The sequence below is a fragment of the Streptomyces sp. NRRL S-455 genome, from assembly GCF_000717875.1.
Taxonomy (GTDB): domain Bacteria; phylum Actinomycetota; class Actinomycetes; order Streptomycetales; family Streptomycetaceae; genus Streptomyces.
The window spans coordinates 138,747-156,029 of sequence record NZ_JOCT01000003.1; the positions used below are offsets into that span (position 1 = coordinate 138,747).

Here is a 17,283-nt window from a genome sequence, read left to right on the forward strand (position 1 = left end):
CCGTGAGGACCCGATAGCCGTGAGCAAGGACCTCTCCCAGTCCGCGTACGACCACCTGTGGATGCACTTCACGCGCATGTCGTCGTACGAGAAGAGCCCCGTCCCCACCATCGTCCGGGGCGAGGGCACGTACATCTACGACGACCGCGGCAAGCGCTACCTCGACGGTCTCGCCGGTCTGTTCGTCGTGCAGGCCGGGCACGGCCGGGTCGAGCTCGCCGAGACCGCCTTCAAGCAGGCGCAGGAGCTGGCGTTCTTCCCGGTGTGGTCCTACGCCCACCCCAAGGCCGTCGAGCTGGCCGAGCGCCTCGCCCATCACGCCCCGGGCGACCTCAACAAGGTCTTCTTCACCACCGGCGGCGGCGAGGCCGTCGAGACCGCCTGGAAGCTCGCCAAGCAGTACTTCAAGCTGGTCGGCAAGCCCACCAAGCACAAGGTGATCTCCCGCGCGGTCGCCTACCACGGCACCCCCCAGGGCGCCCTGTCCATCACCGGCCTGCCGGGCCTGAAGGCCCCGTTCGAGCCGCTGGTGCCGGGCGCGCACAAGGTCCCCAACACCAACATCTACCGCGCGCCGCTCTTCGGCGACGACCCGGAGGCCTTCGGCCGCTGGGCCGCCGACCAGATCGAGCAGCAGATCCTCTTCGAGGGCCCGGACACGGTCGCCGCGGTCTTCCTGGAGCCGGTGCAGAACGCGGGCGGCTGCTTCCCGCCCCCGCCCGGCTATTTCCAGCGGGTCCGCGAGATCTGCGACCGGTACGACGTGCTGCTCGTCTCGGACGAGGTCATCTGCGCCTTCGGCCGGCTGGGCACGATCTTCGCCTGTGACAAGTTCGGCTACGTCCCAGACATGATCACCTGCGCCAAGGGCATGACCTCGGGCTACTCCCCGATCGGCGCGTGCGTCGTCTCCGACCGCCTCGCCGAGCCCTTCTACAAGGGCGACAACACCTTCCTGCACGGCTACACCTTCGGCGGCCACCCGGTATCCGCGGCCGTGGGCCTCGCCAACCTCGACCTGTTCGAGCGCGAGAACCTCAACCAGCACGTCCTGGACAACGAGGGCGCGTTCCGCTCCACCCTGGAGAAGCTGCACGACCTGCCGATCGTCGGCGACGTCCGCGGCAACGGCTTCTTCTACGGCATCGAGCTGGTCAAGGACAAGGCCACCAAGGAGTCCTTCGACGCGGACGAGACCGAGCGGATCCTGTACGGCTTCCTCTCCAAGAAGCTCTACGAGAACGGCCTGTACTGCCGGGCCGACGACCGCGGCGACCCGGTCGTCCAGCTCGCCCCGCCGCTGATCTCGGACCAGTCGACGTTCGACGAGATCGAGCAGATCCTGCGGGCCACCCTCTCGGAGGCGTGGACGAAGCTCTGATCGTCGTTCTGGATGATCAATACCGGCCCCGGTGCCGCCCGTTCGAGTGAGAAACGGCGGCCCGGGGCCGCGTGCTGTCCGGCGCCGCGCGGTCGATCTGCCTAGCGTGCGCACACGCCCCACACCGCACGCGTGACCAGGACCGTGACCCCCAGTCGGCGCCCTCGTTCCGCCATACGGGGGACACAGCACAGCACTTTCCGAACTGAACCGAGGTGTACGCCATGGACGCCCCGCCGGACAACGACGTGCTCTGGGCTCGCGCCCTGCACTTCCAGTACGAGGACGGATCCCCCGCGCTCAGCGGTGTCTCGCTCGGCGTCCGGGAGAGCGAGATCCTCGCCGTCAGCGGCCCGCGCGGCAGCGGCAAGACGACCCTGTTGCGCTGCCTGTCCGGCCTGGTGCCCGTCCGGCGCGGCGAGGTCTGGTTCAACAGCGTGCCCGTGCACACCATGGGCCCCCTCACCCGGGAGCGGCTGCGCCGCGACCGCTTCGGCTGGATCGACCCGGCCCCCACGCTGGTCCCGGAACTCAACGCCTGGGAGAACACCGCCCTGCCGCTGATGCTGCGCGGCACGAGCCGGCGCCGCGCCAAGACCGCGGCCCTGGAGTGGCTGGAGCGCCTGGACATCGGTGAGAGCGCCCGCAAGCGCCCGCACCAGCTGGTGCAGGCCGAGCGGCAGCGGGTCTGCATCGCCCGCGCCCTCGCCCCCGCCCCGTCGGTCCTGTTCGCCGACGAGCCCACGGCACCCCTGCACCGTGCCGACCGCGTCCATGTGCTGCGCACCCTCACCACGGCGGCCCGCTCGCACGGCATCACGGTCGTCCTGGCCACCCACGACCCGGAGACCGCGGCGCTCGCCGACCGCAGGGTCTTCCTGCTCGACGGGCGGCGGGTGCAGACGGTGCACCTGCCTGAGGTCGCCGAGACCGCCGAGCCGGAAGGCCGGGCCGCGTGCTCGCTCTCCGTCTGACCCGCGGCGCCCACCCCGCCGTGCAGCTGCGCCGCCTCCTGGTCGCGGCTGCCTCGGCGGGTACGGGCTTCCTGTTGCTCTGCGCCCTGGGCTACGCGCTCGGCCATCCCGGCTCTCCCGCCGCCGGCCTGACGCGCCTGGCCTGGTGCACGCCTCCCCTGGCCGCCACGGTGTACTTCGCGGTCGCCGTGGCCCGCACCGATCCCGGCACCAAGCCCCGCTCCGGCCTCTCCGCGATCGGCCTGGGCCCGCTGCGCCTCATGGCCGTCTCGGCGACGACGACCGCACTGTCCTGCACGCTGGGCTCGATGCTGGCCCTGCTGGTCTTCCTCCACCTGCGCGGCGACCTGACCGGCATGCCCTTCGACGGCGCCGGGGCCGACTTCCTCGCCGCGGGCCGGCCGCTGCCGCTGCCCGGGACCTTGACGCTGATCGCGCTCGTGCCCGCGGGAGCGTCGGTCGCGGTGGCCCTGACCCTTCGGCCGAGGGAGGCGGAGCCGGCCCCGCCCCGGGCGAGCCGGACGTACGGTCGTTTCGGCGCGTTCCGGCGCACGAGTGGGCCCGAGACGTTCGGGACGTACGGCCGTTTCGGCCGGCAGATCGTCCGGCCGGCGGACGGCCGCGCCGCCGAGCGGTCCGGGCCCGGCGGGCAGAACGGCACGACCCCACCGGCGCGAACGGGCGAGACCGCGCCGGCCGCGGTCACCGGCTCGGCCGTCCCGGGCGCCGGGACCGCGGTGAGCGTGGTCGAGGGCCCCGGCCAGCGGCCCGGCCGGCACCCGGAGGCTCAGGACGCCGTGAACGCCGCGAGCTCGGCGGGCACACCCGCCCCGCACCCGGCCGCGCCGGACGGGGCGAGCACCACGGACACCGTCGGGGTCCCCGCCCGGCACGCCGCGGCACCGGACACCGCCGACGACCCCGCCGCTTCGCACGCGGTCGTGCCGGACACCCCCACCGCCGCCCCCACCGGCCTCCCCTGGGGCATCACCCTCCTGGCGGCCGGTCTCGCCGTGGAGACCTACACGAGCCGCACCGCCCCCACGCCCCCCGACCTCACCTTCTCCGGCGCCTCACCCGGCGTCCTGGTGGGCTGGGCGCTGGCCGCCGTCGGTCTGGCCCTGGCCGGCCCGGGCCTGACCCACCTGTGCGGGCGGCTGCTCCAGACGGCCCGCCCCGGCGCCCTCCGGCTGCTGGCCGGCCGGATCCTCATGACGGAGGCGACCCGCATCGGCCGCCCCCTCGGCGTGGTCTGCGCGGTGCTGTCGGCCGCGATCGCCATGGCGCTGCTGCACGGCCCGGACGGACTGTCCCTCGGCCCGCTCACCAGCCTCGGCGTGGTCCTGGTGACCGGCTGCACCGTGGCGACACTCCTCACGGCCGCCGTCGAGGCCCGGCAGGCCCGCGCCGACACCACCGCCGCGCTGCTGCGGCTGGGCGCACCCGCGACGACGCTGCGCAGTGCCGCGGCCGCGCGCGCGGGCGCGCTGCTCGCCCTGTTCGGCCCGCTCACCCTGGCGGTCGCCGAACTGGCGGCCCTGCCACTGGCGCGCTGAGAAACTCGTACGAAAAAATCTCCGTACGGCGATGAGTTCCGCGCCGGCCCCGGGTCTATCCCCGCGTAACGACACGCACCCGTTGGGAGAGACCACGCATGTACCAGCAGATGATCTTCGTGAACCTGTGCGTCAGCGACGTCGACGCCTCCAAGAAGTTCTTCACGGAACTCGGCTACACGATCAACAAGCAGTTCAGCGACGACAGCACCGCCTCGGTCGTGATCAGCGACACCATCGTCGTGATGGTGCACACCAGGGACAAGTACCTGCAGTTCACGAAGAAGGAGATCGCGGACTCGCAGCGGACCAGCGAGGTGCTGATCGCGCTGAGCGCCGAGAGCCGCGAGAAGGTCGACGAACTGGTCGAGAAGGCGGTCGCGGCCGGCGGCTCCGTCTCCGGCGAGACCCAGGACCACGGTTTCATGTACGGCCGCGCCTTCGACGACCCGGACGGTCACACCTTCGAGGTCGTGTGGATGGACCCGTCGGCCGTCCAGGGATGAGGATGCGGGCCCCTAGCATGGGCGGGTGCAGACGATGCCCGCCCATGCGGCCCACCACGACGACCGTGAGATCGAGACACTCGAGGAGTTCGACGCGACCGTCTCGGCGCGCGGCACACTCGCCGGATACCGCGTCCAGTCCGTCGACCTGACGGACCGTACGCGCGAACTGCTCGCCACGGCCACGGCGGGCGCGGTCTTCCTCGGCTGCGCGATGCGCGAGGAGGCCGCCGCGAAGATACGCACGGAAGGGGCCCTGGTCTTCCCGCCGGTCCCCGATCTGCCGTTCGACCCGTACCGCGGCCTGGTCTACTCGCCGGACGATCTCTTCGCGTCGCTGCCGGACGGCTACGAGGCCACGCCCGACGCCCGCGCGTACGCCTGGTTCCAGCGGACGAAGGCGGACCGGGACATCTACGCGTCCACACTGCGCGCCATCCACGACGACTCCGTCTCGGACGCGCTCGACGAACTCCTCTCCGGTGCCCGGGTCGTGGGAGTGATGGGCGGCCACGCGATGGCCCGCGGCACGGAGGAGTACGCGGGTGCGGCGCGGCTCGGCCGGGAACTGGCCCGGGCCGGTTTCACCGTCGCGACCGGCGGCGGCCCGGGCGCGATGGAGGCCGCGAACCTGGGCGCGTACGCCGCCCCGTTCGGCGACGAGATGCTCGCCGAGTCACTCGAACTGCTCGCCAAGGCCCCGCGCTTCACTCCGTCGGTCACCCAATGGGCCACGGCCGCTTTCGAGGTACGGGGCCGCTGGCCGGACGGCGGGCGTTCCGTCGGCATCCCGACCTGGTTCTACGGTCACGAGCCGCCGAACGCCTTCGCCTCGCACATCGCCAAGTATTTCGCGAACGCCACCCGCGAGGACGGCCTGCTGGCCCGGTCCAACGCGGGTGTGGTGTTCCTGCCCGGCGCCGCCGGGACCGTCCAGGAGATCTTCGACAACGCGACGCCGAACTACTACGAGTCACGCGGCGAGCCCACGCCCATGGTCCTCGTGAACCGCGTGCACTGGACGGAGAGACTGCCCACCTGGCCGCTGCTCGAGTCGCTGGCCAGGGGCCGCTCGATGGAGACGCGGATCGCGCTGGTGGAGCGGATCGAGGAGGCGTCGGAGGCGTTGAAACGTCTCGGCGGTTAACAAGAAGGCAAAGCAAGTGCTTGCAGGCCGCATATACGTTGACACTACTTATGTGGCGCTTATAGACCTGTGAGCCTCCGGGTAGTGCTGATACCCCGTCAACACTGCCTGACCCCCCGCTTTTCACATCCTGTAAAGGACAAACGTGGCAGTTCTGTCCGTATCCCGCCGTGCGACCTCGCGCGTCGCGCATTCCGTGCGGATCCTCGGTGTCGCCTCCGCCTCGGCCGCCCTCGCGCTCGGTGCCGCGGGCACCGCGCTCGCCTCCGACATCAACGACTTCTCCGCCGAGGCGAAGTGTGACGGCGGCAAGGGCGTCATCACCGTCACCGACGTCGACCCCGCCGGTGTCCCGGCCACGGTCTCCGTGTACCTGCAGAACAACGGCGCCGACGCGAAGAGGGTCGGCGAGCAGGTGGTCAAGGGCTCGCGCGCGGGCACCACCGTCACCTTCGCGGAGAACTGGAAGCCGGACGCGGAGTACCGCATCCACATCAAGGCCACTGGGCACGTCGACGAGGACATCAAGCCGAACCTCATCACCCCGGCCACGGCCTGCAAGAAGGAGAAAGAGCCACCCGCGGCGACTCCCCCGGCTTCGACTCCGCCGGCTTCGACTTCCCCGGCCGCTCCGACCCCCTCGGCCTCCCCGTCGAAGCCGGCCGAGGAGATCGGCACGCCCGCTCCGGCGCCGTCGGAGAGCGAGAGCACCACGCCGGCGGGCAACGCGCCCGCGCCCACGGACAGTGACTCCAACCTCGCCGAGACCGGCGCCAACTCCAACACCGGCATCATCGCCGGCATCGCGGTGGTCCTGGTCGCCGTGGGTGGCGGTGCGGTGTTCCTCGGCATGCGCCGTCGCGGGACCAAGAGCGACAACTGACACCTTCGCACCGCGAGATGTGGCCCGTCCCTGATCCATTGGGGCGGGCCACATCCCGTAGGCGCTGGAGATCAGCCGAGCACCGCGATGTCGGCCGCGTCGAACTCCACCCCGACCTGTTCGCCGACCTCCGGCGCCGCCCGCAGCGCGCACGCCGCCTCGAGGCGGGGGGCGTCCTCCGGCTGGAGGTGGACGGAGACATGGGTGCCCTTGAAGGTACGGGCGGTCACCGTGCAGCGCAGGCCCGTGCCGGCGGGCACCAGACGCACACCCCCGGGCCGCACGAGAACGGTCCGGCTGCCCTGCGGGGCGCCCTCCGGCACCGGCACCTTGCCCCATGGCGTGTCCGCGGCCTCCACCCCGACCGTCGCCTCGACGACGTTCTCGAAACCGAGGAAGCGCGCCACGAACGCGTCGGCGGGCCGCTGCCACACCTCGAGGGGCGTACCGGACTGGGCGATCCGCCCGTCCCGCATCACCACCACCCGGTCGGCCAGCGCGAAGGCCTCCCCCTGGTCGTGCGTCACTGCGAGCACGGTGGTGCCCAACCGGCCGAACAGCTCCTTCAGTTCGACGACCAGCCGTTCCCTGAGCGACCGGTCGAGCTGGCCCAGCGGCTCGTCCAGCATCAGCAGCCGAGGACTCGGCGCGAGGGCCCGGGCCAGTGCCACCCGCTGCTGCTCCCCGCCGGACAGCGCGGCGACGGCCCGGCGGCCCGCGCCCGGCAGGCCGACGAGGTCCAGCAACTCCTGTACTCGCTCGGCACGTCGTGTCTTCGACGTCCCGTGCATCCGCAGCCCGAAGGCCACGTTTCCGCTCACGTCCCGCTGGGGGAACAGCTGATGGTCCTGGAACATCAGCCCCACACCGCGCCGGTGCGCCGGCACACCCGCCTGATCGCGCCCGTCCAGCAACACCCGTCCGGAGTCGAGGGGTTGCAGCCCGGCCACCGTCCGCAGCAGTGTCGACTTGCCGCTGCCACTGGGCCCGAGCACGCACACGATCTCGTGCTCGGCGACCTCCAGACCGACGGCGTCCAGCACGGCCCGCCCGCCGAAACGGACCGTCGCGCCCTCCAGGCTCAGCAGCATCTAGAACTCCCCGGTCCGGTCCGTCCGCAGCCGCTCCAGCACCAGCAGCGCCACCGCGCACACCACCATCAGAATCGTCGAAAGGGCCATCGCCTGGCCGTAGTTCAGATCGCCCGGCCGCCCCAGCAGCCGCGCCACGGCCACCGGCAGCGTCGGCTGGTCCGGCCGCGCGATGAACACCGTCGCCCCGAACTCCCCGAGCGACACCGCGAAGGCGAACCCGGCCGCGATCAGCAGCGCCCGCCTGACCATCGGCAGGTCCACCTCACGCCACACCCGCCAGGGTGAGGCCCCCAGGACCGCGGCCGCCTCCCGCAGCCGCAGGTCCACCGCCCGCAGCACGGGCAGCATGGTCCGGACCACGAACGGCACCCCGACCAGCGCCTGCGCGAGCGGCACCAGGATCCACGACGACCTCAGGTTCAGCGGCGGCTCGTCGAGGGCGATCAGGAACCCGAAGCCGACGGTCACCGCGGACACCCCGAGCGGCAGCATCAGCAGCGCGTCGAAGCCGCGCACGAACCGCCCGGCGTCCCGGCGGGTGAGCGCGGCAGCGGCGAGACCGCCGATCACCACGGCGATGAGGGTGGCGGCGACGGCGTAGGACAGGGAGTTGCCGATCGCCTCGATCGGCGGGACCAGGAACACTCCCCCGTCGTCGCTGGTCAGCGCCCGGTAGTAGCCCAAGCCGGGCGCGCCCAGGGACCGCTGGACCAGCACGGCGAGCGGCAGCACGAGCAACACGACGACGGTCACCAGCACCCCGCCCAGCAGCGCCCACTGCCCCGCGCCTCGCGGCCGGCGCGCGGTCACGGAGGCGTCCACCAGCCGCAGCGCGGTCTCCCGCCGCCGCACGGTCCAGGCGTGCAGGGCGAGGACCGCGCCCACCGCGACGAACTGGATCAGCGTGAGCACGGCCGCCGTGGAGAGGTCGAAGATCTCCGACGTCTGCCGGTAGATCTCCACCTCCAGCGTCGAGAAGGTGGGCCCGCCGAGGATCTGGACGACGCCGAAGGAGGTGAAGGTGAACAGGAAGACCATGAGCGCGGCGGCGGCCACGGCGGGCGCGAGCGCCGGGAGCGTGACCTGCCGCCAGGCCTTCAGGGGCGATGCCCCGAGCATCCGCGCGGCCTCTTCCTGCCGCGGGTCGAGCTGCGCCCACAACCCGCCGACGGTCCGTACGACGACCGCGTAGTTGAAGAAGACGTGCGCGAGCAGGATCGCCCACACGGTGGTGTCCAGCCGTACGCCCCACAGCTCGTCGAGCAGCCCGCCCCGCCCGACCAGTGCCAGGAACGCCGTACCGACGACGACCGTCGGCAGCACGAACGGCACGGTCACGACCGCCCGCAGGACCTGCTTGCCCGGGAAGTCCAGGCGGGCGAAGACGTAGGCGCCCGGAAGCGCGACGAGCAGGGTGAGCGCGGTCGAGACGAACGCCTGCCAGGTGGTGAACCACAGCACGTGCCGGACGTCGGACTGCGCGAGCACCTCGCCGATCCGCCCGAACTGCCAGGCCCCGTCGACCTTCAACCCGCGCGCGACGATCGCGGCGACGGGGTAGGCGAAGAAGACCGCGAAGAACGCGACGGGCACGGCGATGAGGCCGAACCGCGCCGCCGCGCCCTTCGTCCGGCCGGTCACTTCAGTACGAGCGAGGTCCACGACTTGACCCACTGGTCACGGTGGTCGGCGATCTTCGCCGGGTCCAGGGTCTCGGGACCCTTGACCTGCGGTCCGAACTTCGTGAACTCCGGCGGCACCGGGGTACCCTCGCGCACCGGGTACACGAACATGTTGAGCGGCATGTCCGCCTGGAACCGCTCGGAGACCAGGAAGTCGAGGAAGGCCTTGCCGCCCTCGCTGTTCTTCGCGTTGCTGAGCAGCCCGGCGTACTCGACCTGCCGGAAACAGGTGCCCTCGGCGACGCCGGTCGGTGCCGTACTCGGCTTCGGGTCGGCGTAGACGACCTCGACTGGCGGCGAGGAGGCGTACGACACGACGAGCGGCCGGTCGCCCTTGGCCTTCTTCCCGCCGGCCGAGCCGGAGAACTCCTCGTTGTACGCCTGCTCCCAGCCGTCGACGACCTTCACGCCGTTGGCCTTGAGCTTCTTCCAGTAGCCCTCCCAGCCTCCCCCACTCTCGGCTTCGCTCGAGCGGGAGGTGCCCCCATCGCCGTACTTCGCGGCGGTGCCGAGCAGGAAGCCGAGGCCGGGCGAGGAGGTGGAGGCGTTCTCGGTGACGAGGAGGTTCTTGTACTGCGGCTCGACCAGGTCGTCGAAGGTCCGCGGCGGTTCGAGCTTGTGGTCGGCGAAGTACTTCTTGTCGTAGTTGACGCAGATGTCACCGGTGTCGACGGGCGTGACGCGATGCTGGTCCTGGTCGACCCGGTACTCGGCCTTGATCCGCTCGGATCCCTTCGCCTCGTACGGCTGGAAGAGGCCGTTGTCGAGGGCACGGGACAGCAGGGTGTTGTCGACGCCGAAGAAGACGTCGCCCTGCGGGTTGTCCTTGGTGAGGATGGCCTTGTTCACGGCCTGCCCGGAATCGCCGTCCTTCAGGACCTTCACCTTGTAGCCGGACTGCTTCTCGAAGGCAGCGATGACGTCCTTCGACGCGGCCCACGAGTCGTGGCTGACGAGGGTCACGGTCTTGGAGTCGCCGGACCCCTGGTCGCCGCCGGACGACCCGCAGCCGGCCAGCGCGCCGACCAGGCCGAGCCCGACGACCACCGCCGTCAGCCGCTTCTTCTTGTTGCTCACTGGATTCCTCCTGGAGTGACCAGGAGAAGACGCGGCCCTGCCCGGGACTTCCGTGGTCCCGGGCAGGGCGCAACAGCTCGAGTGATGACCGATCTCCCTACCCAGAATGACCTGGGCCAGGTTCGGAGGGTCTGCGGCCGTGTGCCGCACTCTCAGCGCTGTGGCGCTCCCCTGTCGGAATATGCAGGTGTATGTACGACGGTCAGACTACCGTTCGGTGGCCGCGAGCTGACCACACGCCCCGTCGATCTCCTGTCCACGGGTGTCCCGGATCGTCACCGGCACACCATGGGCGGCGATCGCCTCCACGAACGCCTTCTCGTCCTCCGGCCGGGAGGCGGTCCACTTCGACCCGGGCGTCGGGTTGAGCGGAATCAGATTCACATGCACCGGCTTGCCCTTGAGCAGCCGGCCGAGCCGGTCACCCCGCCATGCCTGGTCGTTGATGTCCCGGATCAGCGCGTACTCGATGGACAGCCGCCGCCCCGACTTGGCGCTGTACTCGAAGCCGGCGTCCAGCACCTCCCGGACCTTCCACCGCGTGTTCACGGGCACGAGAGTGTCGCGCAGCTCGTCGTCGGGCGCGTGCAGCGAGATGGCGAGCCGGCACTTGAGCCCCTCGTCGGCGAAGCGGTGGATCGCCGGGACGAGCCCGACGGTGGACACCGTGATCCCGCGCTGCGAAAGCCCCACCCCGTCCGGCTCGGGGTCGGTGAGCCGCCGGATGGAGCCGAGGACGCGGTTGTAGTTCGCGAGCGGCTCGCCCATGCCCATGAACACGATGTTGCTGAGCCGCGCCGGGCCACCCGGCACCTCTCCGTCCCGCAGGGCCCGCATCCCGTCCACGATCTGATGGACGATCTCGGCCGTGGACAGATTCCGGTCCAGCCCCGCCTGCCCGGTGGCACAGAACGGGCAGTTCATCCCGCACCCGGCCTGCGAGCTGATGCACATGGTCACCCGGTCCGGGTAGCGCATCAGCACCGACTCGACGAGCGTCCCGTCGAACAGCCGCCACAGCGTCTTGCGCGTGGCGCCCTGGTCGGTCGACAGATGCCGCACGACGGTCATCAGCTCCGGCAGCAACGCCTCCTGGAGCCGGCCACGAGAACCGGCCGGGATGTCGGTCCACTGCTCCGGATCGTGCGCGTACCGCGCGAAGTAGTGCTGCGAGAGCTGCTTGGCGCGAAACGGCTTCTCCCCGACAGCGGCGACGGCCTCCTTGCGCTCGGCAGGAGTGAGATCGGCGAGATGCCGCGGCGGCTTCTTGGCTCCGCGGGGGGCGACGAAAGTGAGTTCTCCGGGTGCAGGCATAACCCTCCCAGTGTCGCAGATCAACTACGGGAGGCCGGGCCAGAGCGGAGTGGGGGCGGTCACCCGCGATCGCCACCTGTCATCGCCGGTCGGCCGCGCACGGCCCAGGGACGGGCCGCCCGTAGGCCATTCGGGGGTTTCAAGGTGCGGTGCCGCATGTGCGCGCTGAGTATGGGCAACGGCGCCTGATCCGCGTCCGCCCACCGCGCGCTCGGCCTCGGCCGATCCGCCGGTCAAGGGCAGGTCGCAGGGGGAGGCCACCCATCGCCTCTCAACGGCTCCCCACCCAGCCGCACCCCACACGAGCCGCCGTGGACGAAACGCCGCTCGCGTGCGCTGGATTCCGTCCCACATCGAGGAGAACCATGCGTGTCCTCATCCAGATGAAGCCCGAACGCGACGTCGTTGAGGCCGTCGCCAACCCGCAGCTCACCACGACCACACAGGATGTCGCCGGGTCGATGCCCGGCGTCGAGATGGACCAGTCGTTCACACCGGTGGCGCTGCCCAGGCCGGTGCCGTCCACGGCCGAGGGGGACCCGCTGTCCCTGACCCAGCCACTCCGCTTCTCCATGCGGCCGGAGGACGCCACCGTCCTGGTCCGTGGAGAGATCCACGACTACGACGCCGCCAGCCGACTCTCCATGCTGGCCCTCAGCCGCCCGCAGATCGTCGGCATCTCCGCCGACCCGGTCATCCAGACGTCGCCCACGTGTCCCGGGGACGGGCCGGTCGGGAACTGGCAGGACGTGAAGAACCTCCTCGCCGAGCTCGGCGCGGACGACCTGGACGGCAGCGGTATCGCGCTGGCGATCACCGACACCGGCATCAACACCCAGCACCTGAGCAACGAACTGGACCGTCCTGTCACGGTCGACGCGGCACGGAGCTGGAACCCGCCCGGAGTGACCGGCAAGCCGGGCCAGTTCCCGGTCGACCACGGCACCATGTGCGCCTTCGACGCCCTCATCGCCGCACCGAAGGCGACGCTGATCGACGTGCCGGTCCTGCTCTCGCAACAGCAAGGCCCGACGGTCATGAGCGGGCTGCTCTCGGACGCCGTGGCGGCCTACTCCCACCTGTGGAGCGTGCTGGAGACGATGCCCGACGACAAGCGGGCCCTGGTCGTCAGCAACAGCTGGGGTTCTTTCTCGCCCCGGTGGGACTTCCCGCCCAGCCACCCTGGGAACTACTCGGACAACCCCGGCCACCCCTTCAACCTGATGGTGACCGCGCTGGAGAGCGCGGGCGCCGACGTCCTGTTCGCGGCGGGCAACTGCGGCCTGGACTGCCCTGACGGCCGCTGCGAGTTCCCCGACCGGCCCATCGTCGGCGCCAACTCGCACCCGCGTGCGTTGTCCATCGGTGGTGTCGACACCCGGGGCAACCGGGTCGGCTACTCCTCGCAGGGCCCCGGTCGGCTCGATCCCAACAAGCCGGACCTCTGCGCGTACACCCACTTCGAGGGCTCACACGCCTTCGGGGCGGGCGAACCGGACTCCGGGACCTCGGCCGCCTGTCCGGTGGCCGCGGGCGTGGTCGCCGCCGTCCGCACGCAGTGGTCGGCCAACGTCATCAAGCCGGCCGACCTTCGCACGCTGCTGCAGCGGACGGCCGACGACCGCGGCGCCGCCGGCTTCGACCACGACTACGGGTTCGGCATCATCAACGTACCGGCGATCATGGATGCGCTGCGCCGCCGCAGCAAGAACGGGCACGGCATCCGCAGGTAGCCGCTTCGCACCGGAGGAGAGACCGATGGCTCCCGACAAGCCAACGAGCCTCATCACGGTCACGCTCCCGTCGGGAGCCACGCTCGAGGACGCCCTGCGCCGGCTCGGCATCGGCCGCGATGCGGTCGACACCGACTACGGACTCGTCGACCTGCACAACGGCACCTACGCCCTGCTCGTCACCGAGGCGGTCGCCGAGCGCGTGCACGGCATGCCCGGTGCCCAGGGGCCGTACGCGAACCCGAAGATCGAACCCTTCGGCCCGCCCCAGCCGCGCCCCGACGAAGACTGAACCGACAACCCTCCTACCGCTTCCAGGGCCGACGGCGCTCACACGCACAGCTGAACCTAAAATCGAATGCGTGAACGATTCCCCGCCGTCCCGTCTTGATCTGCTGCTCTTCGCCCGCCGCGTCGTGGTGCAGCAGGCGCGGGCCGCTCTGGCCCAGCTCGACCGGTGGATCGCCGACGAGCAGCGCCGGGAGGCGGAGGTCCGACGGGGCGAGGAGATGCGACCGCCCCCGCCCGAGTGGCTGATCGAGCGGGGGCTGGACAAGCGGAACCAGGTCGCAGTGCACACCGGCGACTGCTGGAAGGTGACCAAGGGCGGCAGATGCGTCGGCGTCTCCCGGACGCAGGCCCTCGACGCCCTGCGCCACCAGGTGCCGGCGTGCACCTACTGCCGCCCCGACACCGCGCTCAGCTTCCTGGAGTAGGCCACCGGAGCGGCCCCGGTCCTACACCCCCTCGTGCTCCAGCCGGTCCTTGAGCAGCTGTTCGTTGCGCGGAAGCTCCTTGCGCATCTGAGGGCGTACGACGAGCGGTACGAGCATCTTGCCGACGCCGTGGCCCTCGAAGTCGACCGCGATCGTGACGTGCGAGCGCCGCCCCTCGTCGAACGGCTCGACCTCACCGTGCACCCGCGCCCGGACGGGCCCGTCGACACCCTGCATGCCCCAGATGTGCGGCGGCTCGTACTCGGTGACCTCCATGGTCATCGGTATGACGCGGTTGCCGATGTGCCGGGTGACCCGTACCCGGGAGCCGATCCCGAAGGGCTCCTCGCCGAGCTTTTCGGCCGACACCGCGCTCAGCTGCCACTCCGGCATGCGCGGGGCGTCCGTGACGTAGTCGTAGACGTCCTCGGGACGCCGGTCGACGTCGATGGTCTGTCGGATGATGGACATGTCGACCCCCTTTGCGACGTACACCTGAATCGTCCCACTCGGCGCCCCTCGTCGCCTCCCCGGAACGACGACGAGCCCCCGCCCACGAGGACGGGAGCTCGCCAGGGTCGGATCCGCTCAGCCGGACCCCACGAAGAGCACCAGCAGCAGCCACACCACCGGAGCCGTCGGCAGCAGTGAGTCCAGTCGGTCCATGATGCCGCCGTGACCCGGCAGCAGCGTGCCCATGTCCTTGATGCCGAGGTCCCGCTTGATCATGGACTCGCCGAGGTCACCGAGCGTGGCGCTGACGGCGACCGCGAGGCCGAGTACGAGGCCCTGCCACCAGGCACCGCCGTCGATGAGGAACTCCAGGCACAACGCGCCCGCGACCATGGCGAAGGTGACCGCGCCGACCAGGCCCTCGCGGGTCTTGCCGGGGCTGATGCGCGGGGCGAGCTTCTTCCTGCCGAAGCGCCAGCCGACCGCGTAGGCCCCGGTGTCGCTGACGACCGTCAGCAGCAGGAAGGTGAGCACCCGCTGCGGGCCGTCGTCCGCCGTGAGCATCATCGCGACGAACGTCGCGAGGAACGGCACGTAGAACGCCGCGAAGAGACCCGCCGTGACGTCCCTGAGGTAGTTCTCGGGCGGTTCCGTCATACGCCACACGAGCACCGCCAGGCCCGTGAGCGCCATGGCGACCCAGGCGCCCTCGGCGCCCCGGACGTACCCGGCGACGACCATCGCGGCACCGCCGAGCGCGAGCGGCACGAGGGGCGCCCGGATGCCCTTGCGTTCGTCCAGCCGCTTGGTCAGCTCCCACAGGCCCACCACCACGGCCACCGCGACGACACCGACGAACACGGCCTTGACGATGAACAGCGACGCGACGATCACCGCGCCGAGCCCGACGCCGACCCCTATCGCGGCGCTGAGGTCACGGCCCGCGCTCTTCTTCTGCGGCTTGGGTGCCGGCTGTGCGGCGTCGGGCATGGGCTCCGGATTCGTCTCGTTCCGGACCGGGGGCCCGCTCGGCCGAGCCGCCCCCCGGTCGTCATCCTGGTTTGCGCCGAAGCCGGCTGCGTCGGGCACGATCGGCATGGGGCGAGTCTGAGGCGCTGTATGCGCATCGTATGCGGGGCCCGCCGGAGCGGCTCCCTGGACATACCCGTGTCCAGGGCTCTGGACAGGCCCGTGGCCATGCCTTTGGTCGGTGGGCCCCCAGTACCCGGCCTGTGGCGGCGCCCCCCAGGAAGAGTCGTTCATCAGACCTCGAGCAGCTCCGCTTCCTTGTGCTTCAGGAGCTCGTCCACCTGCGCGACGTACTTGGACGTCGTGTCGTCGAGCTCCTTCTCCGCACGGCGGCCCTCGTCCTCGCCGACCTCGCCGTCCTTGATCAGCTTGTCGATGGCTTCCTTCGCCTTGCGGCGCACGGAGCGGATCGAGATCTTCGCGTCCTCGCCCTTGCCCTTGGCGACCTTGATGTACTCGCGGCGGCGCTCCTCGGTCAGCTCGGGGAACACCACCCGGATGATGTTGCCGTCGTTGCTCGGGTTGACGCCCAGGTCGGAGTCGCGGATCGCCTGCTCGATGTTGCGCAGCGCGCTCTTGTCGAACGGGGTCACCACGGCCATGCGCGGCTCGGGCACCGAGAACGAGGCCAGCTGGTTGATCGGGGTCGGCGCGCCGTAGTAGTCGGCCACGATCTTGTTGAACATCGCCGGGTGCGCACGGCCGGTGCGGATCGCGGCGAAGTCCTCCTTGGCGACCACGACGGCCTTCTCCATCTTCTCCTCGGCCTCGAGGAGGGTCTCTTCGATCACCACTTGCTCCTGCGTGTGAGTAGGCCCGGCTGCGGTTCCATGTGGGGCGGCGGCCGGCTGCGTCGCGTCTTCTTCTGAACGGTTCCCGACCGGCGGGACATTGTCCATCCCCCGGCCCGGCTCCGTCCCGTCCGTCCCCCGGACGGGGTTGTTCTCGGGTCTCAGTCCCGGCTGCCGGGGTCCCCCACCAGCGTGCCGATCTTCTCACCCTTGACGGCGCGCCCGATGTTGCCCTCCGCCAGCAGTTCGAAGACCACGATCGGGAGCTTGTTGTCGCGGCACAGCGTCACGGCGGTGGCGTCGGCGACCTTCAGGTCCCGGGTGATGACCTCGCCGTAGCCGAGGTGGTCGAACTTCACCGCGTCCGGGTTGGTCTTCGGGTCGGAGTCGTAGACCCCGTCCACGCCGTTCTTGCCCATCAGCAGCGCCTCGGCGTCGATCTCCAGGGCGCGCTGCGCGGCGGTGGTGTCGGTGGAGAAGTACGGCATGCCCATACCGGCGCCGAAGATGACCACGCGGCCCTTCTCCAGGTGCCGTACGGCGCGCAGCGGGATGTACGGCTCGGCGACCTGGCCCATGGTGATGGCGGTCTGCACCCGGCAGTCCACCCCCACCTTCTCCAGGAAGTCCTGCAGGGCGAGGCAGTTCATGACGGTGCCGAGCATGCCCATGTAGTCGGAGCGGGCCCGGTCCATGCCGCGCTGCTGGAGTTCGGCACCGCGGAAGAAGTTGCCACCGCCGATGACGACCGCGATCTGCGCACCGTCGCGCACGACGGCCGCGATCTCGCGGGCGATCTTGTGCACCACGTCCGGGTCGACGCCCAGGCCCCCGCCGCCGGAGAAGGCCTCTCCGGACAGCTTCAGCAGAAACCGGCCGCGTACTTTGCCGTCGTCGCTCTTCTGGGCCTTGGTCGTCATGGGGGATCCCGCCTCTTTCACGTGTTG

17 protein-coding genes and 1 riboswitch are annotated in these 17,283 nt (G+C 70.8%); of the genes, 9 read left to right on the forward strand and 8 right to left on the reverse strand.

Annotated elements, in window-relative coordinates:
• Positions 1 to 13: 13 nt before the first annotated feature.
• From IE97_RS0104695 to IE97_RS0104720, 6 genes are all read left to right on the forward strand, one after another.
• Positions 14 to 1,381 carry an aspartate aminotransferase family protein gene (locus IE97_RS0104695; RefSeq protein WP_030231514.1) on the forward strand — a complete coding sequence of 456 codons (1,368 nt, stop codon included), beginning with the start codon at positions 14 to 16 and terminating at the stop codon, positions 1,379 to 1,381.
• Positions 1,382 to 1,605: 224 nt separating this feature from the next.
• Positions 1,606 to 2,355, forward strand: coding sequence for an ABC transporter ATP-binding protein (locus IE97_RS0104700; RefSeq protein ID WP_030231519.1), 750 nt, complete (start codon positions 1,606 to 1,608; stop codon positions 2,353 to 2,355).
• A complete protein-coding gene (locus IE97_RS0104705; protein ID WP_030231522.1) occupies positions 2,337 to 3,911 on the forward strand; it encodes a hypothetical protein in 1,575 nt (524 codons plus the stop codon). The genes IE97_RS0104700 and IE97_RS0104705 overlap by 19 nt, the downstream gene beginning before the upstream one ends.
• A 98-nt stretch (positions 3,912 to 4,009) precedes the next feature.
• Positions 4,010 to 4,417, forward strand: a complete 408-nt coding sequence (locus IE97_RS0104710; protein ID WP_030231525.1) for a VOC family protein — start codon at positions 4,010 to 4,012, stop codon at positions 4,415 to 4,417.
• A 25-nt stretch (positions 4,418 to 4,442) separates the two neighbouring features.
• Positions 4,443 to 5,564: an LOG family protein gene (locus IE97_RS0104715; protein ID WP_030231530.1), complete on the forward strand. Its 1,122-nt coding sequence runs from the start codon at positions 4,443 to 4,445 to the stop codon at positions 5,562 to 5,564.
• Between the two features lie 145 nt (positions 5,565 to 5,709).
• Positions 5,710 to 6,447, forward strand: coding sequence for an LAETG motif-containing sortase-dependent surface protein (locus tag IE97_RS0104720; RefSeq protein ID WP_030231533.1), 738 nt, complete (start codon positions 5,710 to 5,712; stop codon positions 6,445 to 6,447).
• 71 nt (positions 6,448 to 6,518) lie between these two features.
• Here IE97_RS0104720 and IE97_RS0104725 read toward each other — a convergent pair whose 3' ends face one another.
• The 4 genes from IE97_RS0104725 to rlmN all read right to left on the reverse strand — a co-directional run bounded on the left by IE97_RS0104725 (position 6,519) and on the right by rlmN (position 11,614).
• Positions 6,519 to 7,538, reverse strand: coding sequence for an ABC transporter ATP-binding protein (locus IE97_RS0104725; protein WP_030231537.1), 1,020 nt, complete (start codon positions 7,536 to 7,538; stop codon positions 6,519 to 6,521).
• Positions 7,539 to 9,203, reverse strand: coding sequence for an ABC transporter permease (locus IE97_RS0104730; protein ID WP_030231541.1), 1,665 nt, complete (start codon positions 9,201 to 9,203; stop codon positions 7,539 to 7,541).
• The gene (locus IE97_RS0104735; protein WP_030231545.1) at positions 9,179 to 10,300 is read right to left on the reverse strand and encodes a thiamine ABC transporter substrate-binding protein; all 1,122 of its coding nucleotides are present in this window, start codon (positions 10,298 to 10,300) and stop codon (positions 9,179 to 9,181) included. The genes IE97_RS0104730 and IE97_RS0104735 overlap by 25 nt, the downstream gene beginning before the upstream one ends.
• A 76-nt stretch (positions 10,301 to 10,376) precedes the next feature.
• A riboswitch (TPP riboswitch) is annotated at positions 10,377 to 10,483 on the reverse strand.
• A gap of 24 nt (positions 10,484 to 10,507) precedes the next feature.
• Complete coding sequence (gene rlmN / locus IE97_RS0104740) at positions 10,508 to 11,614, reverse strand: 23S rRNA (adenine(2503)-C(2))-methyltransferase RlmN (protein WP_030231548.1); 1,107 nt, start codon at positions 11,612 to 11,614, stop codon at positions 10,508 to 10,510.
• Between the two features lie 365 nt (positions 11,615 to 11,979).
• Between rlmN and IE97_RS0104745 the strand changes: the two genes are divergently transcribed.
• The 3 genes from IE97_RS0104745 (at position 11,980) to IE97_RS0104755 (ending at position 14,063) form a co-directional block, all read left to right on the forward strand.
• Positions 11,980 to 13,347 carry a S8 family serine peptidase gene (locus tag IE97_RS0104745; RefSeq protein ID WP_030231550.1) on the forward strand — a complete coding sequence of 456 codons (1,368 nt, stop codon included), beginning with the start codon at positions 11,980 to 11,982 and terminating at the stop codon, positions 13,345 to 13,347.
• A gap of 25 nt (positions 13,348 to 13,372) precedes the next feature.
• Positions 13,373 to 13,639: a hypothetical protein gene (locus tag IE97_RS0104750; RefSeq protein ID WP_030231554.1), complete on the forward strand. Its 267-nt coding sequence runs from the start codon at positions 13,373 to 13,375 to the stop codon at positions 13,637 to 13,639.
• A 70-nt stretch (positions 13,640 to 13,709) separates the two neighbouring features.
• Complete coding sequence (locus IE97_RS0104755) at positions 13,710 to 14,063, forward strand: DUF6233 domain-containing protein (protein WP_030231557.1); 354 nt, start codon at positions 13,710 to 13,712, stop codon at positions 14,061 to 14,063.
• A gap of 21 nt (positions 14,064 to 14,084) precedes the next feature.
• On the opposite strand, the gene IE97_RS0104760 is transcribed toward IE97_RS0104755, so the two are convergent.
• The 4 genes from IE97_RS0104760 to pyrH all read right to left on the reverse strand — a co-directional run bounded on the left by IE97_RS0104760 (position 14,085) and on the right by pyrH (position 17,256).
• The gene (locus tag IE97_RS0104760) at positions 14,085 to 14,534 is read right to left on the reverse strand and encodes an SRPBCC family protein (protein WP_030231560.1); all 450 of its coding nucleotides are present in this window, start codon (positions 14,532 to 14,534) and stop codon (positions 14,085 to 14,087) included.
• Between the two features lie 117 nt (positions 14,535 to 14,651).
• Positions 14,652 to 15,779, reverse strand: a complete 1,128-nt coding sequence (locus IE97_RS0104765; protein WP_078603085.1) for a phosphatidate cytidylyltransferase — start codon at positions 15,777 to 15,779, stop codon at positions 14,652 to 14,654.
• Positions 15,779 to 16,336, reverse strand: a complete 558-nt coding sequence (gene frr, locus IE97_RS0104770; RefSeq protein ID WP_030231567.1) for a ribosome recycling factor — start codon at positions 16,334 to 16,336, stop codon at positions 15,779 to 15,781. The genes IE97_RS0104765 and frr overlap by 1 nt, the downstream gene beginning before the upstream one ends.
• 161 nt (positions 16,337 to 16,497) lie before the next feature.
• A complete protein-coding gene (gene pyrH / locus IE97_RS0104775) occupies positions 16,498 to 17,256 on the reverse strand; it encodes a UMP kinase (protein WP_010044452.1) in 759 nt (252 codons plus the stop codon).
• Positions 17,257 to 17,283: the final 27 nt, after the last annotated feature.